Annotated in this window: 23 protein-coding genes; 13 read left to right on the top strand and 10 right to left on the bottom strand. The window is 69.2% G+C overall.

The window, feature by feature from the left end:
- Nucleotides 1–460: 460 nt before the first annotated feature.
- Nucleotides 461–808: a hypothetical protein gene (locus tag Q1V71_RS06605; protein WP_300641976.1), complete on the top strand. Its 348-nt coding sequence runs from the start codon at nt 461–463 to the stop codon at nt 806–808.
- Nucleotides 809–1554: 746 nt separating this feature from the next.
- Here the strand turns inward: Q1V71_RS06605 and Q1V71_RS06600 are convergent.
- The gene (locus Q1V71_RS06600; protein ID WP_300641973.1) at nt 1555–2802 is read right to left on the bottom strand and encodes an IS256 family transposase; all 1248 of its coding nucleotides are present in this window, start codon (nt 2800–2802) and stop codon (nt 1555–1557) included.
- 1059 nt (nt 2803–3861) lie between these two features.
- Between Q1V71_RS06600 and Q1V71_RS06595 the strand changes: the two genes are divergently transcribed.
- The 11 genes from Q1V71_RS06595 (at nt 3862) to Q1V71_RS06545 (ending at nt 13109) form a co-directional block, all read left to right on the top strand.
- Complete coding sequence (locus Q1V71_RS06595; RefSeq protein WP_300641971.1) at nt 3862–4125, top strand: SHOCT domain-containing protein; 264 nt, start codon at nt 3862–3864, stop codon at nt 4123–4125.
- A 95-nt stretch (nt 4126–4220) separates the two neighbouring features.
- Complete coding sequence (locus Q1V71_RS06590; RefSeq protein WP_300641969.1) at nt 4221–4379, top strand: hypothetical protein; 159 nt, start codon at nt 4221–4223, stop codon at nt 4377–4379.
- Complete coding sequence (locus Q1V71_RS06585) at nt 4376–4798, top strand: DUF305 domain-containing protein (RefSeq protein WP_300641967.1); 423 nt, start codon at nt 4376–4378, stop codon at nt 4796–4798. The genes Q1V71_RS06590 and Q1V71_RS06585 overlap by 4 nt, the downstream gene beginning before the upstream one ends.
- Nucleotides 4799–4856: 58 nt before the next feature.
- Entirely contained in the window at nt 4857–5201 is a 345-nt protein-coding gene (locus tag Q1V71_RS06580) for an NADH-quinone oxidoreductase subunit A (RefSeq protein WP_300389076.1), read from the top strand.
- A 95-nt stretch (nt 5202–5296) separates the two neighbouring features.
- A complete protein-coding gene (locus tag Q1V71_RS06575) occupies nt 5297–6436 on the top strand; it encodes a hypothetical protein (protein WP_300641965.1) in 1140 nt (379 codons plus the stop codon).
- Nucleotides 6429–7394, top strand: a complete 966-nt coding sequence (locus Q1V71_RS06570; RefSeq protein ID WP_292608315.1) for an NADH-quinone oxidoreductase subunit H — start codon at nt 6429–6431, stop codon at nt 7392–7394. The genes Q1V71_RS06575 and Q1V71_RS06570 overlap by 8 nt, the downstream gene beginning before the upstream one ends.
- Nucleotides 7395–7396: 2 nt before the next feature.
- Entirely contained in the window at nt 7397–7960 is a 564-nt protein-coding gene (locus tag Q1V71_RS06565; protein WP_300641962.1) for an NADH-quinone oxidoreductase subunit J, read from the top strand.
- Nucleotides 7957–8259 (top strand): NADH-quinone oxidoreductase subunit K, encoded by a 303-nt coding sequence (locus tag Q1V71_RS06560; protein WP_300641959.1) that lies wholly within the window; start codon nt 7957–7959, stop codon nt 8257–8259. The genes Q1V71_RS06565 and Q1V71_RS06560 overlap by 4 nt, the downstream gene beginning before the upstream one ends.
- A gap of 8 nt (nt 8260–8267) precedes the next feature.
- Nucleotides 8268–10193, top strand: coding sequence for a proton-conducting transporter membrane subunit (locus Q1V71_RS06555; RefSeq protein ID WP_300641956.1), 1926 nt, complete (start codon nt 8268–8270; stop codon nt 10191–10193).
- A gap of 2 nt (nt 10194–10195) precedes the next feature.
- Nucleotides 10196–11686, top strand: coding sequence for a NuoM family protein (locus Q1V71_RS06550; protein ID WP_300641953.1), 1491 nt, complete (start codon nt 10196–10198; stop codon nt 11684–11686).
- Between the two features lie 4 nt (nt 11687–11690).
- Nucleotides 11691–13109, top strand: a complete 1419-nt coding sequence (locus tag Q1V71_RS06545; protein ID WP_300641950.1) for a proton-conducting transporter membrane subunit — start codon at nt 11691–11693, stop codon at nt 13107–13109.
- A 43-nt stretch (nt 13110–13152) separates the two neighbouring features.
- On the opposite strand, the gene Q1V71_RS06540 is transcribed toward Q1V71_RS06545, so the two are convergent.
- Nucleotides 13153–14079, bottom strand: coding sequence for a cation:proton antiporter (locus tag Q1V71_RS06540; protein ID WP_300641948.1), 927 nt, complete (start codon nt 14077–14079; stop codon nt 13153–13155).
- On the opposite strand from Q1V71_RS06540, the gene Q1V71_RS06535 reads away from it, so the two are divergent.
- Complete coding sequence (locus Q1V71_RS06535) at nt 14063–14398, top strand: class I SAM-dependent methyltransferase (protein WP_300641945.1); 336 nt, start codon at nt 14063–14065, stop codon at nt 14396–14398. The two genes, Q1V71_RS06540 and Q1V71_RS06535, sit on opposite strands and share 17 nt — an antisense overlap.
- Before the next feature lie 252 nt (nt 14399–14650).
- Here the strand turns inward: Q1V71_RS06535 and Q1V71_RS06530 are convergent, their stop codons facing one another.
- The 8 genes from Q1V71_RS06530 to Q1V71_RS06495 form a co-directional block, all read right to left on the bottom strand.
- Entirely contained in the window at nt 14651–15595 is a 945-nt protein-coding gene (locus Q1V71_RS06530; RefSeq protein ID WP_300641942.1) for an ATP-binding cassette domain-containing protein, read from the bottom strand.
- On the bottom strand, nt 15592–16689 hold the full coding sequence (locus tag Q1V71_RS06525) for an ABC transporter permease (protein WP_300641940.1): 1098 nt from the start codon (nt 16687–16689) through the stop codon (nt 15592–15594). The genes Q1V71_RS06530 and Q1V71_RS06525 overlap by 4 nt, the downstream gene beginning before the upstream one ends.
- Before the next feature lie 71 nt (nt 16690–16760).
- Nucleotides 16761–17822 carry an ABC transporter permease gene (locus Q1V71_RS06520; RefSeq protein ID WP_300641937.1) on the bottom strand — a complete coding sequence of 354 codons (1062 nt, stop codon included), beginning with the start codon at nt 17820–17822 and terminating at the stop codon, nt 16761–16763.
- Between the two features lie 102 nt (nt 17823–17924).
- The gene (locus tag Q1V71_RS06515) at nt 17925–18248 is read right to left on the bottom strand and encodes a hypothetical protein (RefSeq protein WP_300641935.1); all 324 of its coding nucleotides are present in this window, start codon (nt 18246–18248) and stop codon (nt 17925–17927) included.
- Nucleotides 18245–18490: a YgaP-like transmembrane domain gene (locus Q1V71_RS06510; RefSeq protein ID WP_030485949.1), complete on the bottom strand. Its 246-nt coding sequence runs from the start codon at nt 18488–18490 to the stop codon at nt 18245–18247. The genes Q1V71_RS06515 and Q1V71_RS06510 overlap by 4 nt, the downstream gene beginning before the upstream one ends.
- A gap of 167 nt (nt 18491–18657) precedes the next feature.
- The gene (locus tag Q1V71_RS06505; protein ID WP_300641931.1) at nt 18658–19302 is read right to left on the bottom strand and encodes an ATP-binding protein; all 645 of its coding nucleotides are present in this window, start codon (nt 19300–19302) and stop codon (nt 18658–18660) included.
- A gap of 11 nt (nt 19303–19313) precedes the next feature.
- The gene (locus tag Q1V71_RS06500; RefSeq protein ID WP_300641929.1) at nt 19314–19946 is read right to left on the bottom strand and encodes a hypothetical protein; all 633 of its coding nucleotides are present in this window, start codon (nt 19944–19946) and stop codon (nt 19314–19316) included.
- A gap of 54 nt (nt 19947–20000) precedes the next feature.
- Nucleotides 20001–20459, bottom strand: coding sequence for a hypothetical protein (locus Q1V71_RS06495; RefSeq protein ID WP_300641927.1), 459 nt, complete (start codon nt 20457–20459; stop codon nt 20001–20003).
- Nucleotides 20460–20461 lie beyond the last annotated feature (2 nt).

Here is a 20461-nt window from a genome sequence, read left to right as displayed (position 1 = left end):
CGACGCGACGAGCAGCAGCACGGCTCGGCCGCTCACCGGTGCCTGTCGTCGTCACGTCAGCCTCATCGTTCTCAGTGGTCACAGCGGTCATCTTGGTCCTCCTTCAGGACCGACCGCTTACACAGACCATCTGACACCCCCGGGCATCGGACGCTTTGCGGCAACCGTTAGCCTCGGCCTCGCACCACCGACCCCCAGCAAGCTCCCAGGACACCCCTTGACGAACGCCCGGCACCGGTCCCTTCTCCGCCTCCTGACAGCGGCTGCCTGGGCTACTTTCACGGCTGGGCTCATCTCAGGTTGCGGCAGTGACCCAGCCGACGAGACGACAGCCCCGTCGAGCTCGCAGCAAGGAAACGCCGAAACCGTGACCGCAGACGGCCGTTCTATGCCGCCTTGGCCGGCGCCCGTCGCTGACGTCCCCGCTCGCGTTGCCGCCGCAGGCCTCGACCTCGGACCAATGGGCACGGCTGAGCACTACCACCCAAACCTGCAGATCATCATCGACGGCCAACAGGTCCAGGTCCCGGCCAACATTGGTGTGGATCCCGCCACCGGTGCCATGTCCGCCGTTCACACGCACGAGACGGACGGCACGATCCACATCGAGGCTGACACCGTCGGGGAGGTCTTCACACTCGGGCAGCTGTTCACGCAGTGGGGTGTCAAGCTGACCCCCGCCCAGATCGGCGGCGTACGCGTCGACAACGGCGTCCTGCAGGTCACCAGTGATGGCACGCCTGTGGAAGGCGACCCGGCTGACCTGCGCCTGGAGCCCGAGCAGCGCATCGTGCTGCAGGTCCGCTGAACGGTCTCACCCGCTGCGCCGACCGCAGTCGGCACCAGACCTGTGCGAGCCTTGGTAAAGAAATACGTCTGGCATCAGTAGCGTCTCATGAGCAGTTCGCCCCGGTCGGAGGTGGTCTCAGCGCCGGGTCTGTGCAGCAGAGCTAGTCCTTCGTCGCCCGGAACGGTCGCTCGCGGGCTTCTGCCCACAACCAAGCAGCGAGTTGTCGAGGCGATCGCTCGGGAGATCCTGAAACTGCACCTGGCGTTCTCGTCGACCAGGTTGAATGAGATTCGAGCCACGCCGCGTTTATGTCCCGAAAACGTGAGCGCAAAGGGTCTAGCCAGGTCAAGTGGGATCACAACGAGCGAGCGATGTAGCCACCCCAGCGGGAGCGTTTGCGCAGGTCAGCGCCCAACCTGTCAAAAGCCAGCAAGCGGCGACGAACAACAGTCGCCATCGCACCGTGAGTCCAGAGGTCGCAGGTTCAAATCCTGCCCCCGCTACAAAGTAAAACACCAGGTCAGAGGCCGTTTTCGGAGTCATCCGGAGGCGGCCTCTGGTCGTCTTCGGAGCTATCTGTCGGCAATTTGTCGGCAGAAGCGCTGTATGTGGGGACCGAACTTCTCGTCAGGAATCAGTTCGAATCAGGTCGTCTCACCTCGTCGCAGACCCTGGCGTGCAGCGGCCGAGACCAAGTAGACCCAGGCTGTTGGGGTCAAGTCCCCGGTAGTGGTGTAGCGCTGCGTTCCTTCGAAGGGGGTCGTTTAGGCGGTCAGTGCTGGTAGGTCGTCGGCTCCGATCTCGGTGTTGGTGGTGGGGACGATGTTGACGCGGCAGCGCGCGAGGACCTCGAGTCCGAGGTAGCGGCGTCCTTCGGCCCATTCGTCGGTCTGCTCGGCCAGGACTGCTCCGACCAGGCGGACGATGGCCTCGCGGGTGGGGAAGATCCCGACGGCGTCGGTGCGGCGGCGGATCTCGCGATTGAGTCGCTCGGCGGGGTTGTTGGACCAGATCTGGGTCCACACGTCCTTGGGGAAGCCGGTGAAGGCGAGGATGTCGGCGCGGGCGCCGTCGAGGTGGTCGTGGACCGCGGGGAGCTTCTCGGCGACGTAGTCCAGGAGTCGGTCGAACTGGGCGTGCACGGCTGTGGCGTCGGGCTGGTCGTAGACGCTGTGCAGCATCGCTTTGACCGCCGGCCACATCGACTTCGGCGTCACGGCCATGAGGTTCGCTGCGTAGTGGGTGCGGCAGCGTTGCCAGGCCGCGCCAGCCAGGTTGGCTGCGACCGCCTCGACCAGACCGGGGTGGGCGTCGCTGGTCACGAGCCGTACCCCGGACAGGCCGCGGGCGACCAGGTCGGCGAAGAACTCGTTCCACGCCGCACCGGTCTCGGATGTGGCTACGCGCATCCCCAGGACCTCACGGTGCCCGTCGCCGTTCACGCCGGTGGCCAGCAACACCGCGGCGTTGATCACCCGTCCGCCCTCGCGGACCTTCATCGTCAGCGCATCAGCTGCAACGAACGTGAACGGGCCAGCGGCATCGAGGGGACGGTGGCGGAACTGCTCGACGTGCTCGTCGAGCTCGGCGGCCATTCGGGAGACTTGCGACTTCGACAGCGAGTCGATGCCGAGGGTCTTGACCAGCTTGTCCATCCGCCGCGTGGACACCCCGGCGAGGTAGCAGTCGGCGACCACGGTGATCAGCGCGGTCTCTGCTCGCTTGCGGCGCTCGAGCAGCCACTCGGGGAAGTAGGTGCCCTTGCGGAGCTTGGGGATCGCGACGTCGATGGTGCCGACGCGGGTGTCGAGGTCACGGTGGCGGTAGCCGTTGCGCTGCGCTGTCCGGCCCGGGGTGGGGCGGCCGTACTCGGCGCCGACCACGGCGTCGGCATCCGCGCACAGCAGGGCGTTGATCATCGTCTGCAACAGCGAGCGCATCAGATCCGGCGACGCTTCGGCGAGGGCTTCACCAAGCAGGCGTGCAGGGTCGACAATGTGAGGAGCGGTCATCGTGATGACTCCGTTCGAGAGTGCTGTGAGAGGTTCGCTCGAAGGATCACGCGGTGGCCGCTGCTTCGTCATCCGTACACACCGGTGACGATCTCGGCGACCGCGCTACACCACTATCGGGGACTCAACTTGGGCGCCCGAGTCTTCCCCGTTTCGGGCGCCCACCACTCGGTCGGACAGCCCGCGAAGCACAGGGTCTCTTCTGGAACGTGCATCGCAGTGACGTCGTAACAGGTGGCTTTGGGAGGTTGCTGTGCGCACGGTCGAGACGCGGTACGCCCTGCCTGCTCGTGTCGGCCCATGTGTTCGGAGACCAAGTGGAGTCGGTTCTGGGGGCGCTGGTTCGACCGCCGCCCTCAGACTGTGCGCGACGCGTGTCTCTCTCCCCCCGACTCTCACACCCGTACAGGCGTGCCGCGCTCGTGATGGCGCTGATGCTGCGCCTGATCTCCAGGGTAGGAGGCGCGTACGTGGAGGCAATTCCTGGATCTCGGCGGCCGCGGAGCGTGCCGTTCAAACCCGCACGTTCGCTCGATGCAGGCCGAGTCGCCGCAGAGTTGCAGTTGCGTCGAATGGGTCTGCATGACCTCCAGTCACCCCCTCACCACGCGAGGCTGACGTCGAGTGCTGACTGACGTCGAGTACTGCCATGGGTTTGCCATGCCCCTGGCCCTGTGGGCTCCTGTTCAACGGCCTTCGTGGCAGACCGCGAACACCCCGAACATCCGTGCAGTCGTACGGGTGAACTGGAACGTGGTGGGTACTGCTCGAAGGATGCCGCCGGCGTCCGCGCCGCATGCGAGCGGCGTCTCCGATCGCGACCAAGTAGGAGGATCAGTGACACATCGGGAGATGCTCAAGGCCTATCCCGGGGACGTAGGGAGGACTTCGGCGGCGGTCGGACCGTCTACCACTGTCACATCCTCGACCACGAGGACCGGGGAATGACGGGCACCGTCCTGGCCAATTGACCACGTCGGCGGGTCGCCGCGTAGAGCGGGCCGCCGGCCAACAGAACGGAGCCCTCGGGGCTCCAGAATCGGAAGAGGGGTGAGACGCATGTACGGCAACGGAGGGGGCATGGGCTGGATGTGGTTCATCTGGCCGATCATGATCCTGGTCCTCGTCCTCGTCGTTGTGCTGCTGATTCGCGGCAGCGGCGGAGGCACGAATCGCAGCAGTGGCGGCGCGCCACCGCCTGGACCAGGGACCGGGAGAACTCGAGCGCAAGAGCTCCTCGACGAGCGCTACGCCCGGGGCGAGCTCACCGACGAGGAGTACCAGGACCGTCTCCGTCAGCTCCGAGGCGACAGCGACCAGTAGGCACAGACGGAACCACTCCGCCGGATCGCCGACGACAAGCACTGGTGCCACAACCGGCGATGCGGATGCGTACCCCGGATGAGAGGAGTCCCAGCATGACCACGAAGTCCGAGAAGAACCAGTCCTCCGAGCACGAGCAGCACACGAAGCACGAGCGCAAGATGTACCTCATCTTCGCGGCCATGATCAGCACGTCGACGGTGACGATGTTCCTGCTCACCTACACCAACGCGCGTTCACCTGGTCGCACATGACGTTCAGCGAGGAGCGGGTCTACATGGCCATCCTCATGGGGTCGGCGATGGCGCTCATCATGCTCGGCTTCATGTGGGGGATGATGTACAAGAACGTCGAGGTCAACGTCGCCATCATCGTGGCCGCGCTCGTGATGGGGGGTTCTGCGTTGTGGCTGTCCCGGTCGCAGACCTTCGTGCAGGACGAGTCCTACATGAAGGGCATGATCCCGCACCACTCGATCGCGATCCTCACCAGCGAGCGGTCCGAGATCGAAGACGTGCGTGTGCGCAAGCTGGCCGACGAGATCATCAAGGCTCAGCGCATCGAGATCGCCGAGATGAAGTGGCTGATCGAGGACATCGAGAAGAACGGTGCCGCCACCACCGTGGAAGAGGCCAAGCAGCGCCCCGTCCCGGACTTCGAGGCGAGCCGCTGAGCACGGATTGCCGTCCATAGCCAGCCAGTGGCGAGGATCTGAACGCGAGAGGAGAGTCATGTACGCAGGGGTTGTCGTGATGGCGAGCGCGGTCGGGGTGCTCGTGCTCGGGCTGTACGCGCTGAACAGGCTCACCGCCGTAGCGCCGGACTCGCTAATCGTGCTTCCGTTCGAGTCGGGCTGGGCCCCCGAGCAGCACGCACTGTCGCGATACCACGTGCGCTGGTACCTCGCGACGCTGCTCTTCCTCGCCTTCGACGTCGAGATGCTGTTCATGTATCCCTGGGCGGTCGTCGTCGCACAGGTCGGCGTGACCGCGGTCGTCGAGATGTTCCTCTTCTTGGCCGCCTTGTTCGTCGCCGTGCTCTGGGCATGGCGGGAGGGGGCACTGCGTTGGGTCTGAGTGACGCGATCGCACGGAGCGCTTCCCGGCACGCTCACGCTCTGGTCGTCGAGGTGCCGGGCTCGTGGCGCACGCGAGTGGCGGCGGAGCGCAACGTGGCCGCCCGTGGATGGCGCCTCGCCATCTCACCCGCGGACGCCGACGTGCTCGTCGTGTGCGGCGAACCCGGGCCGGGGCTCGCGGAGGCGATCGAGGGCATCTGGCACCAGATGCCGGGACCTCGGGTGCGCGTTCACGTGCACGCGGGCGACGAGGTGGGTGCTCGACTGGACGAAGCACACACCGGCCTGCTCGACACCCACCGCCACCGCCGTGACGCGCAGCAGCGTCCCACCGCCTCCGAACTCCTCGCCGAGCAGGCCGGATCTCGAGCCGAGAGTCATGGTGGCCATGGAGACACGGACCACGGTTCAGCCGGCGGCCACGAAGGCATGGACCACGAGGGCCACGAGGGCATGGACCACGGCAGCCATGAGGGCATGGAGCACGGCAGCCATGAGGGCATGGACCACGGCGGCCACGAGGGCATGGACCACGGCGACATGGAGATGTCACCGGGAGGCATCCCTCTCGCGGAGGGCGGCGAGGACCGAGATGGGCTCGAGATGGACGTCTTACAGGTGCGTCTCGGGCCTGTGCTGCGGGACTGGCCGGCCGGTTTGGTGTTGCACTGCTCGCTTCAGGGCGATGTCATTGTCGAGGCACAGGCCGAGCTCGTCGACGGGCGTGCCCGCCAGGATGACGACGTTGTCGGGCCGGCCCGCGGCATCGACAACATCGCCTCGCTGCTGGCGTTGGCGGGGTGGGACGACGCCGCGGCAGAGGCCCGAAGGATCCGCGACACCGCCCTGGAGTCCGGAGAGGGGGCGGCGGGGTCGGAGCTCGAGCGTCTGCGCCGGAGGGTCCGTCGTTCGTGGACGTTGCGCTGGTCGCTGCGAGGCGTCAGGCGGCTGAGCGACAAGGAGGCCCACGCCCGGAGGTTGCCGGCCGACGCGGTCGGTGACACCTACGACCGGCTGATGGGCATGTTGGACCGGGCGGTCGCCGGTGTTGCCGCGACCGCCGCCGGTGACATCGGCACTCGGACGAACGACGCCGGCCGCACACTCTCGACCGACCACCTGGCACATCTGGTCATGGGTCTTGATCTCGCCACGGCGCGACTGGTCCTCGCCAGCCTCGACATCCACGAGCTGCTCGCCGGACAGGCGGAGCACGAGGTGTCCCATGGATGACCCGACCTCAATGACCGACTCGCCGATCACCACCGTTGCACCCGGCTGGGCGATCGTCGCGTTGGGGATCCTGGGCGCGCTGGCCGTGACCGCTGCCGTGCTGGACGGTGCCCTCGCCGCGCGTGCGCGGGGCGGCCCGGGCGGGAAGATGGGCGGGCCGGTCCGGCCGTTCGGTGAGGCGGCCCGGCTGATGCGGCAGCGACGTCGTACCACCGTCGAAGCCGACCGCCTGCTGTGGCGCATCGGGGGGGCCGGGCTGCTGGTGACGGCGGCGCTGATGGTGACGGTCGTGCCGTTGGGGGAGTGGACCATCTTCGACCTCGACGTGGGCGTCATGTGGTTCAACGCCATGGACGTGATGGTCTGGGCGCTGGTGTGGTTGACCGGGTGGGGTGCGAACTCGGCACACTCGCTGGTCGGCGGCTACCGGTTCCTGGCGCACGGACTGGGCTACGAGCTTCCGTTGATGTTCGCCCTGGTCGCTCCGGCGATCGCCGCGGAGACCCTGAACGTGGGCGCGGTCGCGGCGGCCCAGGAGGGCCTCTGGTTCGCTGTCTGGATGCCGGTGGCGTTCCTGGTCTACCTGCTCGGGGTCGCGGCCTTCTCCGTGTGGGGGCCTTTCGCCCCGGCGATCGGCACGGACGTCTCCGGTGGCGCACGGGCGGAACTGTCGGGCGTGGACCGGTTGGTGTTCGAGGCGGGGCGATACGCGCTGCTGGCCGCCGGCGCCGCGTTCGCGGTTCCGATGTTCCTCGGCGGCGGCGCCGGTCCGCTGCTGCCGGGCTGGGCCTGGGTGTTGGTGAAGACCGTTGCCCTGCTCGCGGTCCTGGTCTGGCTGCGGCGGCGGCTGCCGGCCTTCCGCCCCGACAAGTTCATGGAGGTGGGCTGGATGCTGCTGCTCCCGGCCGTGCTGCTGCAGGACCTGGTCGTCGCCGTCATCGCCGTCTGGAGGTCGTGAACGTGCTCACCGACATCGCCTTCTGGGGGATCGGGCTCGTCGCGGTGCTCGGCGGCGCCGCGGTCTTCTACGTCGATTCGATGGCTCGAGCGACGTACGCCCTCGCCCTGTCCTTCGTCGCGGTCGGCATGCAGGTGCTCTTCCTGCAGCAGAACTACGTCGGCGTGGTGACGATCCTGATGATGGTCATGGAGATGGCGATCATGGCCGTCTACATGGTCATGTTCATGGGGATGAACCCCGCTCTGATGCCGATGAGCATGGTGCACAGCAACAAGACCGCCATCGCCGTCGCCCTGACCACGTTCCTGGCGCTCGCGACGGGCGTCCTGATGGTCGACTGGCCCACCCGCCGGGGCAGTCCACCGCCGGACGTCACCATGGCGCTGGGGGAGTCGTTGATGGGCCCGAAGATGCTGGTGATGGCCGTGATCAGTCCGGTCATGGTGGCCACCATCGTGGCCGGGGTGGTGCTCGCGGCGCACCGCACCCGCTACGACCGGTTCGGCGATGACCTGAAGCAGCGCCCCGCAGACGACCCCCAGCCCGGAGGTGTCGGCAGATGACCTTGGAGGCGACCCTGCTCCTCGCCGCGGCGATCTTCAGCGTCGGGCTGTACGGCGCGATCTCCCAGCAGGTGGTGGTGATGGTGATGATGGGCCTTGAGCTCATGATCAACGCTGTCATCCTCGCCGCTGCCGGCGTCTGGTGGTTCCTCGCTCCCGCCCCGACCGGGCAGGTCCTCCTCATGGTGATCATCGCCGCGATGACGGTTGAGATGGCGATGGGCTTCGCGGTCGCCACGCTGCTGCATCGTGAGCGTGGTGCCGACATGACCGACATGGCCACGGACCTGTCGGGGTGACCATGTCCATGTCCGAGACTGCTCTCTGGCTGCTCGTGCTGCTGCCCGCCGTGGTGGGAGGCGGCCTCGCCCTCTCCCGCCTCGAGCGGGCGGCGGCCGCCGTGTCGCTGGCCACGGCCTTCACCACAGCCGCACTGTCGGTGGTGGTTGCCCTCGAACGGCCGAGGGTGTCGGTCCCGTTCATGGCCGGCAGCGATCTCGCCCTCGGGGTCGATGCGCTGTCGGCCTTGGTCGCACCGACCGTGGCGGTCGTGAGCCTGCTCGTGCTCGTGTTCTCGGCCGGCGAGATCCGGGAGTCACAGGCCCGGTTCCACGGACTCATGCTGCTCTTCGCCTCCGCCGCTCTCCTGACGGCTACTGCCGAGACGCTGCCCGCGCTGCTGTTCGCCTGGGAGGTGATGGGCGCGACGTCGTTCGCACTGATCGGGTTCTGGTGGCGCGACGACCACCGGGTCTCCGCCGGCATCACGGCGTTCGTGACCACGCGCACGGCGGACGTCGGCCTGTACGTCGCGGCCGGAGCAGCGCTCGCCGGTGGAGCCGGTCTGGCACTGGCTGACCTGCCCGCAAGCAGTGAGGGGTGGCGGCACGTCGTCGCGGCGGGTGTCCTGGTCGCAGCTCTCGGCAAGGCGGCGCAGCTGCCGTTCTCGTTCTGGCTGTCGCGGGCGATGGAGGGTCCGAGCCCGGTCAGCGCGCTGCTGCACTCCGCCGCCATGGTCGCCATGGGCGGCTACCTGCTGCTGCGCACCGAGCCGCTGATGGCCTCGACGGGCTGGGCCGCGCCGGCTGCTGCCTGGGTGGGCGCGCTCACCGCGCTGCTGCTCGGCGCGGTCGCCGTGGCGCAGCAGGACCTCAAACAACTGCTTGCCGCCTCCACGTCCGCCCAGCTGGGGTTCGTGGTCATGGGCGCCGGGCTGGCCTCGGTGAGCGGGGGAGCGGCACACCTCGTCGCCCACGCCTCGACCAAGGCGCTGCTCTTCCTCGCCGCCGGGGCCTGGCTCACCGCGCTCGGCACCAAGCAGCTCGTCGGCCTGCGGGGCGTGGCTCGGCGGTGGCGGCTGGTCGGCTGGGCCGCCACTGCCGGTGCGCTGTCCCTCGCGGGCGTCGCCCCGCTGGCGCTGTGGGCTACCAAGGACGCGGTCCTCGCCGCGGCGCTGGCGGACTCACCGTGGCTCTACGCCGTCGGTCTCGCCGCGGCCGCGCTCTCGGCGGCCTACGCCGGCAAGATCCTGGTGATCCTGTGGCGACCGCTTCGCGAGCGGGAGCACGCCGAGGTCGAGTCGCATCTCGACGAGGAGGAGCGGGGCACCCGCCACGTCGGCATGCTGGAGCAGGCGCCGCTGGTCGCACTCGCGCTCGGCGCAGTGGTCCTCGGAGTACTTGCGCTGCCGCCGTTCGGCGACACGGTCGCGCGCGCTCTCGGCGAGGAGCCGCTCCACCCGACATGGGCGGAGATGGCCGCGTCGGTCGTGATCGCACTAGGGGTGCTCGCGCTCGTGTGGTGGCGTCCCGTGCCGGAACCGGGCTGGGCCCTGGCCTGGCTGGGTCTCGAGCGCGCAACACAGGCCCTCGTCGTCCGCCCGAGCCTCTCGCTGGCAGAGGCGCTGGCGCGTTTCGACGACCGCGTCCTGGACCGTGGCGTGGCCGGGTCCGCCGCGGCCGCGCTCGGTCTGGCGCGTCGGGCAGCGACGTTCGACGACCGAGTGCTCGACGGTGCGGTCGAGACAACGTCCCGGGCGTCGCTGTGGACCGCGGCTCGCGCGGCACGGGACGACGACCGGTGGTTCGATGGGGCGGTCGAGGGGCTCGCTGCGCAGCTGCGCCGCCTCGGCCGGCTCGCACGTCGTCCGCAGACCGGCCAGCTGCACCAGTACTACATCCAGGCCGTCGCGGTGCTCGCGATCGGCGTCCTGCTCCTCGTCACGGTGAGGTGAACGTGCTCAGTCTGATCGTCTTCCTGCCCCTGGCGGCCGCTCTGGCCCTGCTCGCGCTTCCGCGGCTCGGCGACACGGCCGCACGGTGGACCTGGGTCGCGGTCGCAGCCGCCGACCTCGCCCTCGTGGTCGCGGCGTGGCTGCGCTACGAGACGCCCACGGCCGGACGACTCGCCTTTGAGGAGCAGGTCGAGTGGATCCCCGGCGTGAACAGCAGCTACCACCTCGGCGTCGACGGGTTGTCCCTGCCGCTGGTCGCGATGACCGCGGTGATCTTCCTCGCCTGCGCGATCTTCGCGCTGCGCGAGACCGACCGGCCGCGTCTGCAGGCTGCGCTGTTCCTCTTCCTGCAGAGCGTCAGCATGGGCCTGTTCGTCGCCGCCGACCTGATCCTCTTCTTCGTCTTCTTCGACCTCTCGATCGTCGGCATGTACTTCGTGATCGCCGGCTGGGGGCATGGCAACGCCGCCCGGTCAGCGATGAAGTTCTTCCTCTACACGTTTCTGGGCTCCCTGGCTCTGCTCGTCGGTTTCATCGGCCTCTACATCGCCGCCGACCCGCACACCTTCGACATGGTCGAGCTGGCCGAGCAGACCCCGTTCGCCGGGTCGTCGCTGGCCGGTGGGCTGGTGCTGGCCGCGATCCTGATCGGACTGGCGGTGAAGACCCCGACCGTGCCGTTCCACACCTGGCTGCCGCCGGCCCACACGGACGCGCCGGCGATCGGCTCGGCGGTCTTGGCGGGCGTGCTGCTGAAGATGGGCACCTACGGGTTCGTGCGGATCGCGATGCCGATGCTGCCCGAGGCGTGGCGGGACTGGGCGTGGGTGATCATCGTCGTTGGCATCGTGTCTGTCGTGTACGGCGCCCTGGTGGCCCTGGCCCAGACGAACGTCAAGCGGATGGTCGCCTACACGTCGGTGAACCACATGGGCTACATCGTCCTCGCCGTCGGCGCCGCAGGGCTCATCGCCGACGACACCGCGCAGGCCCGGTCCATCGCGGTCACCGGCGCCGTCACGCAGATGGTCAGCCACGGACTGATCACCGGTGCGCTGTTCCTCCTCGCCGGCGTCCTCCAGGACCGCGCAGCGACCTACGACATGGACTCCTACGGCGGCCTGGCCGGACCCGCGCCGCGGTTCGCCGCGTTCTTCGCCGTCGGCGCCTTCGCCTCTCTGGGCCTTCCCGGGCTGTCCGGCTTCATCGCAGAGTTCCAGATCTTCACCGGCAGCATCGCCGCCGCCCCCGTCACGGCCATCGCGCTCGTGGGCATCCTCCTCACCGCGGCGCTGTTCCTCCGCGCGCTGCAGCGGATCTTCACCGGCGAGACCCGCGGCCGCTCGGTCGGCTTCACCGACCTGCGCGCCGCCGAGGTCTGGTCGGTCGGCCCGCTGCTGGTGCTCTCCCTTCTCATCGGAGTGTTCCCCCGACCACTGCTCGCCGTGATCGAGCCTGCGGCCGAGGTCGCCGTCGAGCTCGTCGGAAGGTAGGCCCGTGGGCTCCGAGATGGCCATGCGGCCACTCCTGCTGCTGCCGGAGATCGTGGTGTTCCTCGGCGGGCTCACGGTCCTGGTCAGCGGGTCCTTCCTCCCGCGGACCCGCCAGTGGGTCACCCGCGTCATCGCCGCGGTCGCGCTGGTCGCCGCCGCCATCCTGGCCGCGGTCGACCTTCCCGGCCTGGCCCAGCCGGCGATGGAGGGCACCTTCACCGTCGACACCGCCACCGGAGTGGCGCGGATCGTCGCCGTCGTCGGCACGCTGATCGTCCTCGCGCTGGCCTCCGACGAGATCGCCGGCTCGCCACGGGAGAGCGAGACCTACGCACTCTTCCTGTTCTCGACCACCGGCACGCTCGTCCTCGCCGGCGCCGACGACCTGCTCGTCGTCGTGGTCGGGTTCCTGCTCGCGAGCATCCCGCTCTACGGCCTGATCGGCATCGCACGCACGCCCCGCGGAGCCGAGGCGGCCATGAAGACCTACCTGCTGGGTGCCCTGTTCGGCATCCTCCTGCTGCTCGGGGTCACGCTGCTGTACGGAGTCTCCGCGACCACGTCGTACGCCGACCTCACGGACCGACTTGCTGAGGCGCCACAGGGCGTGGTCGCGGCGGGCGTCGTGGCGGTGCTGGGTGGCTTGATGTTCAAGGCCGGCGGCGTCCCGGGGCACTTCTGGGTCCCCGATGCCGCCGAGGGTGCGGGCGGGGCGGTCGCGGCCTTCCTCACCACCGTGCCCAAGATCGGCGCGATGGTCGCCGCTTACCGACTCATCGCCATGCTCCCCGACACCCTCGCCTGGCCGCTGCTGGTCGCCGTCCTCGCGGTCGCCAGCATGACGCTCGGCAACTTCGCCGCCTACTGGCAGAGCGACCCCCGGCGCCTGCTCGGCTGGTCCACGGTCAGCCAGGTCGGCTACCTGCTCGTGCCGGTCGCGGTCGCCGGGCGCAGCGACCTGGCCCTGCCCGCCCTGCTGCTCTACCTCGCCGGCTATACCGTCACCAACCTTGCGGCATTCGCAGTGACGACCGCCTTCCCCGACCGGCGCGACCTCGACTCCTACCGCGGCATGGGCCGAGCCCGGCCATGGCTTGGTGCATCCCTGGTGGTGGCGCTGCTCGGCCTCGTCGGCACCCCGCCGACCGTCGTCTTCGCCGGCAAGCTCACCACCACCGCCGCCGCCTGGGACGGCGGGCTGGCCTGGCTGGCCGTGCTGGTGTTCGTCAACACCGTGGTCAGTCTCTTCTACTACCTTCGGTGGATCGCGTCCGTCTACGGCCGAGGGGAACCCCCCGCGCGGACCCTGCCAGCAGCGTTCGTTCCTCGTGCTTGGTCGGCGACGACGGCGGTGGTGACCGCGGCTCTCAGCCTCTTGTTCGGCATAGGCGCAGGCGTCCTCTGGAGTGTCGTCTCGATGTGACGGGTATCCCCAGGTGGGGAACCGCCGGCCACGTGGCGGAGGGTCAACCCTCGAGCATTGGCTGTCCGGTCGGGGTCTGGCCCGTGAGGCGTCGGTAGAGCAGCCGGCCGGCCGAGGAGGTCACGCCATGGGCCACGGTGCTCACGACCACCACCATGATCCCGGCGGCCATGACAGTCTCAGGGAGGCCGAGCTCTTCCGCCTCGAGCGTCAGGTAGAACACGGCCGAGACACCGACCGGCCCGAACCACCCCAGGTACAGCCCGTCGGGCCAGCCCAGGTTCAGCGGTCGTTTGAGCAGGAGCAGCACGGGGAGTCGACGGAGCAGGAGCACGGCGAGAGCGAGTGCGATCGCCGTCCACCCGAGCTCGCCCCAGACGGTCCAGGGGAGGGTGGCGCCCAGCAGCACGAACATCGGCAGGACGGCGAACCGATTGACCGCCTCGTCGATCTCGACCTCCGCCGTACGCTCGCTGCCGGTGCTGGTCAGGTTGAAGGCGAGCCCCGCGACGAACGCCGCGAGCACGCCGTCGAGATGGAGCACCCCGGAGAGTCCCAGTACGAGCAGGGCGAGCAAGACGGTGAAGAGCAGCATCGGGCCGTGGGCTGTCGCCCCGTGTGCCTCCCCGGCGCGCAGTGCGCGCCCGCCGAGCCAGCCGGCGAGCACACCGAGAGCGACAGCGCCCAGTACCTGCCAGAGAGCGTCCGCAGCTGCCTGTCCAGCACTCATCGGTCCAACAAGCGCGACCGCGGCCAGCACGAACGGCAGTGCCAGTCCGTCGTTGGCGCCTGACTCCAGCGAGAGGATCTGCCGGGCACGGGCCGGTAGGTCCTCCTCTGCGGGCTTGCCGGTGACCACGCTGGAGGCGAGGACCGGGTCGGTGGGGCAGATCGCTGTCCCGAGCAGCAGCGCAGCGCCAAGCGTGACCCCGAGGATCCCGGCGGTCAGGCCTGTGGAGATCAACGCCATGGCCGGCATAGCCACCCGGATCTGGCGCGCCCAGGTAAGAGCGCTGCTGCCATGGGCGTTGGACGGCATCTCCCTCGAGCGAGCGTCCGTCCTGGAGCTCGGGCCGGGCCCGGGACTGACCACAGACTGGCTGGTGCAGCAGGTGGGATCGCTGACGTGCCTGGATTACGACGCAGCCGATGCCACGGCGCTCGCACGAAGACACCCGGGGGTGGACGTGCGACATGGTGACGCGACGGCGCTTCCATTCGCGTCAGGCTCGTTCGACGCGGTGGTCTGCTTCACGATGCTGCATCACCTGCCCACGGCGGCGGCGTAGGATCGCCTGTACGCCGAAGCCGGCCGGGTCCTGCGCCCGAACGGCAGGTTGGCGGGCTCGGACAGCCGGTGGGGTCCGCTGTTCGCGCTGGCACACATCGGCGACACCTGCACCTTGGTCGACCCGGAGGAACTGCCGGCACGGCTGAAGGCTGCCGGGTTCGGTCTCGTCGAGACCGACACGCGACGGGACGCGTTCCGGTTCCGGGCGCAAGTCCGCTGATGACGACTGCCGACCCTGCGGCAGCACGGCCTAGGTGGACGCTGGCCGTGGGGTGAATCGCTCGGGCTTGGTGACAAATTCCCGTCGGCAGGCGTCAGAGCAGAACCACCACTGCTCGCCGCGCCAGCTCGCGTGGGGTCCGTTCGGCTCGACCTGCATGCGGCAGACGGGATCGACGGCAAGCGCGGCGACGTGGCGGAACTGCCCGTCCTCCAACCAGAGCACGCGGTCGGCGATCTCTCGGAGTCGATCGTCGTGGCTCACGATGACGATCGAGCGGCTGTCCTCGTCAGCGAGCTGGCGCAGCAGCCGGGCGAGGTCTCGGCCGCGAGAGGCGTCGAGGTTGGCGGTGGGTTCGTCCGCGAGCAGAACGGGTGGGTCATTGGCGAGCGCGCGTGCGACTGCGACGCGCTGTTGTTCGCCGCCGGACATCTGGGAGGGCCGCGCCGCTGCCCGGTGGGCAAGGCCGACGCGCTCGAGCAGCTGGGTGGCGCGGTGGCGGGCGGCGGATCCGGTGGTGCCGGCGAGATTGGCGGCAACTGCGATGTTCTCGGTGGCCGTGAGTGCGTCCAAGAGGGCGTAGTCCTGGAAGATGAACCCGAAGGTGCGCGACCGCAGCACAGGGAGCTCCTTCTCACGCGCCGCGGCGATGTCCACGTCGACGCCGTCACGGCTGGTGACGGTGATGGAGCCTGCGCTCGGACGCAGCAGTGCGCCGAGCATCAGCAGCAAGGTGGTCTTGCCCGATCCGGACGGCCCCATCACGAGGAGCACTTCCCCGGCGGCGAGGTCGAGGTCGACTGCTCGCACGGCATCCACGGCGGTCTCGCCCGCCCCGTACGTCTTCGTGAGCCCTCGAACGGTCAGCACCCCGGACCTGGTCGATTCACCGTGGGGCCTGTTGTTGCCCGGTGACCGGAGCACTGGGTCGGGGACCGAGGCATTGCCGGAGGTGGTGGGGGCGTTGGTATTCATCGTGTCTCCCGGAAGGCGGTTGCCGCGTCGAGCGCGGCAATGCGGCGCAGCGGCCACAGGGCGGCGATGAGGCCGACCAGGAGCGCTGTGGTGGTGGTCTGTGCGACGGCGGCGGTGGTGATGGAGATCTGGACCGCTGGAGCGGCGAGTGGCAGCAACCACGCCAGCCCCAGCGCGGCTGTGGTGGCGACGGTGGAGGCGAGTACGACGGTGAGCAGCACCTGCATCGCCACCGCTGCCGCGAGCCGAGGTGTGCGGGCGCCGAGAGCCTTGAGGACGGCGAAGTCCCGCAGCCTGTTCAAGGTGGCCGTCATCAGTCCCAGGGCGATGACGGCGAGCGCGATGACGAGCCCGATGGAGGACATCAGCCGGAGCAGGTCAGCGCTCATATCGGTGACGATGCGGGCTTCGGAGTCGGCGAACTGCTCGCGGGTCTGGGCCGTGACGCCACCGACTTCGGCCTCGATCCGGTCCGTGACCGCTTCTGGGTCGGCGCCTGGGTCCAGCCCGGTGAGGACGTACGAAACGCGGTCGTCGTGGATCCGGCCGAACTCGCTGAGCTCGACGAAGACGGTGGTGTTGGTGATGCTGCTGCCGCCGGTGGAGAAGCCGACAGCGCGCAGGGACGAGCCCATGACCGTGAACTGGTCGCCGACCTGGACTCCGAGCTGTTTGGCTGCCTGCTCGTCCAGGACGGCCTCGCCGGCGGCCGGTGTGCGGCCGGCCACAAGGCGTGTGGGGTCGCCCCGGCGGGTGCGGGTGTCGTAGCCGATGAGGTAGGACAGCTGCCGGCCCTGTGGTCCGGCTACCGAGCCGGAGGCGAACGCGATCGGTGCGGCCCAGGCAACTCCCGGTATGTCGGCGACGCGCTCGGGGGTGTCCGCGGGGAGCGTCGAGGCGGACATGTGCATGGTGCGGACCCCGGCCTGGGAGACGAACACGTCGGCCGGGGAGGTGCGGATGTAGTAGGTGACGCGGTCGACGGCCCCGGCGAAGATGCCGCCGAGGACGAGGACCAGTAGCAGGGAGGCGGCCACGCCGAGGACGGTCAGCGTGGCGCGGCGGCGGTCGGCGAACAGGAAGCGGCGCCCCACGGGCACGGCTCCTGTCGCGAGGGCGCGTCGTGGGTGATCGGATCGCGGCGGAGTTGGTTGCGTGGTGGTGGTCATCGTCCGCTCCGGAATGCGGAAGCTGCGTCGAGCCGGTTGAGTCGGCGTGCCGGTAGCCATGCGGCGAGTAGTGCCATCGTGACCGCTGCGGCGGCGGTCTGGGCGATGGTGCCGGAGGTGAGCAGCACCGGGAATGCGGGTCGCCACCAGGCGAGGACTTCCCGGGTGATGATCAGCAGGACGATCGCGGCCAGTGTGCCGAGCACCGTCAGTGCCACGGTCTCGGTCACCGCGATTCGGCGAAGCCGGCCGGGCGTGGCGCCGAGGGCCTTGAGGACGCCCAGGTCCCGCTGTTGTTCGGTGACCCGGGTGTAGGCCACGAGCGCGACGATCAGGGTGCCGGCTGCGAAGGCCACGCCCACCATGAGCCGTACCGGCGAGCCGTAGATGTCGGTCGCCAGTCGCAGGGACGCCTCCCGCAGTTCGGCAGGAGTGCGCACGGTGTACCCCTCGTCACGCAGCTGCGCTGACACGGCATCGGGGTCCGCGGTCGTGACCAGCACCGCTCCGGTGGTGCCGGTAGCCCGCAGCATCTGGTCCATCCCGGCCGTGGTGGTGAACAGCAGGGGGGTCATGAACAGTGCGGTGTCGTCGGTGAGGCCGACCACCCGCATCGGGTGTCCGAGAATGGGCAGCCGATCGCCGATGGCAAAGTCGTGTTGTTCGGCCCACAAGGCATCGATGGCCACCTCGTCGGGGGCGTCGGGGGCACGGCCATCGGTGAAGGCCCAGGGGCCACCGAGCCCGCTGCCGGGTTCGTAGGCGACCGCGGCCACGGCAGCCTTGCCGTGCGACAGCTCGAGGATCTGATACATCGTGCGCAGCGGCGCGGCTCGTGTCACGCCAGGGGCCTGGGCGATGGCGTCCACGGCCGGCGCCGGCAGAGCGCCGGGGTCGGCGAAGAGGTTGCGCGTTCCGGCCGGGACGACGACCAGGTCGGCACCGAGGTGGTCGTCGTAGGTGGTGACGCGGTCCTGGACGCCGACCCAGAGTCCGGCCAGCAGCAGCATGAGCATCAGGGCGAGCCCGATCCCGGCGGCTCCGGCGGCGGTGCGCACCGGACGCGTCGTGAGAAACCGGCGGGTGACCGGGACCGAGGCTTCAACCCTGGCCTTCATGTCGGCTCACTTCCGTTTGCCGAGCGTGGCTCGACGTTCGTGCTACTTGTGGCCGTGACCGCCGTGCCCGCCGTGTCCGCCGGGCATGGCGAACATCATGGCCGCCATCATCGCGGTGCACAGCAGGGCGGTGACGATGATGCCGGAACCTGCAACGCCGGTGAGGAAGAGCAGACCGGCGATGGCGAGCATCGGGATGCAGCAGACGATCATCATCAGCCCGTGACCACCGTGCGCTCCGTGGGTGCCGCCGTCTGGCTCCTGTCCGGCGTGGTGGGTCTCGGTCGGTGTCGAGGACTCTGGCTGGTAGGGCAATTGCCGAGAGTTCCTGAGGGATTCGCGGTCCATGCCGTTCGGCGTGCTCATGACGTCCTACCCTTCAGGGATGCGGGCACGTGGCCGAGCTTGGCGTAGAGCGGGCAGTGTCCGAGCGCTCCGGTGACGACCAGGTCGAGGCCTGCCAGTACGAGTAGCAGCTCGAGGACGACCGCCAAGGTGGAGGCGGCGCCGCCCAGCAGGAACGCGCCGGCGATCGCGGCGAGACCGCCGATGGCGACGCGAGCGACGCGTTCGGCGGGGGTGATGTTGATGCTCCAACGGTTACTCATGACTTCCTCCAACTTCGGTGGACCGCTGGTCTCCTCGGTCCACTTCGAGGGTCTCGCCGCGGGGTGAAGGTGACCGGCGCCGTCTTGTGAAGGTTCGCTGAAGAACCACGTGGCGTCGAAGTGCTCGGAGGGGCTGAAGGGCGGCGAGTCACCGCGGCGGCCACATGTCAGGTGGGAGGGAGGGTGGGTGCGGCGTTGAGGTCCAGGTGGCTGGCGCAGCAGGCAGGGAGCTCTTCTCGCAGCAGGTCCAGGGTTCGGGTCGCCTTCTCGAGGAAGTCGCCGGTGGATGGGATGACGTGGCGATGGGGGTGGCGCTGCCAGGCCTCCAGGATGCGGGCGTCGACATCGGCCGCACTGAGCGCCGACTCGATCCGCAGCGGGTTCTGGTGGTTGTACCCCTGGTCGGCGGTGGGCGTGCGCAGATGCAACACTGCGTCGTACCGACGCAGCTCGGTGTCCATCGTGGTGGCCGTCGAGGCCCAGAAGTCATCCGGTGGCCCGGGCCAGTACGCGATCCCGTCGACCGTGCCGCGGTCGCACAGCACGATTGCCGGATTGTGAGCGTCCCCGGTCGCCTCGAGTTCCTTCTGAACGTGGAAGATCGCCCGTTGCGCCGCGCGTCGACACTCCGCGTCGTCGTCGCGTGGGAACCCGCCACCGAAAACGACCCCTGCCGACTCCGGCAGGATCCTGACGTGTCGGCACAGGGAACGGCGCACGAGTTCCAGGACGGCCGTCTTGCCCGCACCCGGCCCGCCGGTGAGCACAACCCGGCGGGGTACATGTGGCTGGTCGCACTCGCACTCGGCCATGACGCGCCTCCTTACGGGACGGGGAGGTGATCCGAAGCATCGTGGCCGAGCCCCCACTTCTCCATCAGCGCGAGGACAGCGAGTCCCTCGTCGTGGATCTGCGCGTGGCGCAGCACCTGCCAGTGTGCGTGGAGATAGGCCTGGAGGTACTCCACGACGTGGTTCATGGGCACGGTCGTCCACGGACCATGAGGTTCTACCTGGCCCGGTGTGCCGCCGAAGGCCACCACCCGGATCTCATGCCCGGCCCTCGTGGCTGCGCGGCCGTGGTCGAGCAACCGACGCGAGACGTCTCGGGCCTCCTGGGCGGGGCAGCACCCGAAGCGCGCGAGCGCGACCTCTAGTGTCGCCGTGTCGCGCAGAGCAGGGTTCAGTCGCGCACGACCTTCCTTGACCTCGCCCACGATCATGTCGGCTCGACCAGTCGGCGCGCCGAGGGCCGGGTCAACCTCGGAGCTCAGGCGCTGGGGACCGGTTCCTGAGCGCCGGTGGATCAGGTCGTGGCCGGCACCGGGTAGGCGATAGGCCAGGACGTCGAGATCGGTGACGGTGCGCACCTGGCCGGCGCGCAGACTCTCCAGGACCGGGTGCTCGACGACGGTGAAGTAGCCATTGACGTGCAGGTAGGCCTGCACCAGGGCCACTGCGGTGTCCATGGGGACCTCCTCGGTGACTCGTGCCGTTGTCGTGAGGGCTCGTCAGTCGTGGTGACCCTCGTGCTCGTCAGGGTCGGGGGTCTGCATGGGGGTGCGGTCCCGGTCCGGACTCGGATCGTCGTTGCTGATGGCCGGGCCGATGACGAACGCCGAGAGCGAGAACATCAGCGCGAACACACCCAATGCGAGGGCGGGCGCCTTCCAGGAGTCGAAGCGCCGGTAGAGGCGCCGAAGCAGGGGCAGGGAGAACACCAATCCCAGCACGGCGAACAGGACGTTGCCGGTGGCGCCGGTCACCAGTACCGCTCCGCCGAGGAGCCCGACGTGGTGCAGCAGGTGGGGGAGCAGGCCCATGATGCCGCCCACCACAGCGGTCACCGCACTCCAGGCGGTGGCCAGGACGCCCCGGCTCTGCGGAGCCTCGTCGGCAGCTGCTTGGGCGCGGGACTCGTCGAGGCGGTCGTCCGCTACCTCCCCGGCGACAGCGTGGTGGTCGGACATCG

The organism is Nocardioides sp., from assembly GCF_030149505.1.
Lineage (GTDB): Bacteria > Actinomycetota > Actinomycetes > Propionibacteriales > Nocardioidaceae > Nocardioides.
The sequence above is the reverse complement of the archived record's forward strand: the minus strand, read 5'-3'. Positions and strand labels throughout refer to the sequence as shown.

Excerpts from the sequence above, each read along its gene's own strand:
- Q1V71_RS06495 (WP_300641927.1), bottom strand. The coding sequence starts at position 20,459 with ATGTCCGACCACCACGCTGTCGCCGGGGAGGTAGCGGACGACCGCCTC.
- Q1V71_RS06585 (WP_300641967.1), top strand. The coding sequence starts at position 4,376 with ATGACGTTCAGCGAGGAGCGGGTCTACATGGCCATCCTCATGGGGTCG.
- Q1V71_RS06555 (WP_300641956.1), top strand. The coding sequence starts at position 8,268 with ATGTCCGAGACTGCTCTCTGGCTGCTCGTGCTGCTGCCCGCCGTGGTG.
- Q1V71_RS06510 (WP_030485949.1), bottom strand. The coding sequence starts at position 18,490 with ATGAGTAACCGTTGGAGCATCAACATCACCCCCGCCGAACGCGTCGCT.
- Q1V71_RS06580 (WP_300389076.1), top strand. The coding sequence starts at position 4,857 with ATGTACGCAGGGGTTGTCGTGATGGCGAGCGCGGTCGGGGTGCTCGTG.
- Q1V71_RS06605 (WP_300641976.1), top strand. The coding sequence starts at position 461 with ATGGGCACGGCTGAGCACTACCACCCAAACCTGCAGATCATCATCGAC.
- Q1V71_RS06595 (WP_300641971.1), top strand. The coding sequence starts at position 3,862 with ATGTACGGCAACGGAGGGGGCATGGGCTGGATGTGGTTCATCTGGCCG.
- Q1V71_RS06505 (WP_300641931.1), bottom strand. The coding sequence starts at position 19,302 with ATGGCCGAGTGCGAGTGCGACCAGCCACATGTACCCCGCCGGGTTGTG.
- Q1V71_RS06600 (WP_300641973.1), bottom strand. The coding sequence starts at position 2,802 with ATGACCGCTCCTCACATTGTCGACCCTGCACGCCTGCTTGGTGAAGCC.
- Q1V71_RS06590 (WP_300641969.1), top strand. The coding sequence starts at position 4,221 with ATGACCACGAAGTCCGAGAAGAACCAGTCCTCCGAGCACGAGCAGCAC.
- Q1V71_RS06515 (WP_300641935.1), bottom strand. The coding sequence starts at position 18,248 with ATGAGCACGCCGAACGGCATGGACCGCGAATCCCTCAGGAACTCTCGG.
- Q1V71_RS06530 (WP_300641942.1), bottom strand. The coding sequence starts at position 15,595 with ATGAATACCAACGCCCCCACCACCTCCGGCAATGCCTCGGTCCCCGAC.
- Q1V71_RS06540 (WP_300641948.1), bottom strand. The coding sequence starts at position 14,079 with ATGGCGTTGATCTCCACAGGCCTGACCGCCGGGATCCTCGGGGTCACG.
- Q1V71_RS06570 (WP_292608315.1), top strand. The coding sequence starts at position 6,429 with ATGGATGACCCGACCTCAATGACCGACTCGCCGATCACCACCGTTGCA.
- Q1V71_RS06560 (WP_300641959.1), top strand. The coding sequence starts at position 7,957 with ATGACCTTGGAGGCGACCCTGCTCCTCGCCGCGGCGATCTTCAGCGTC.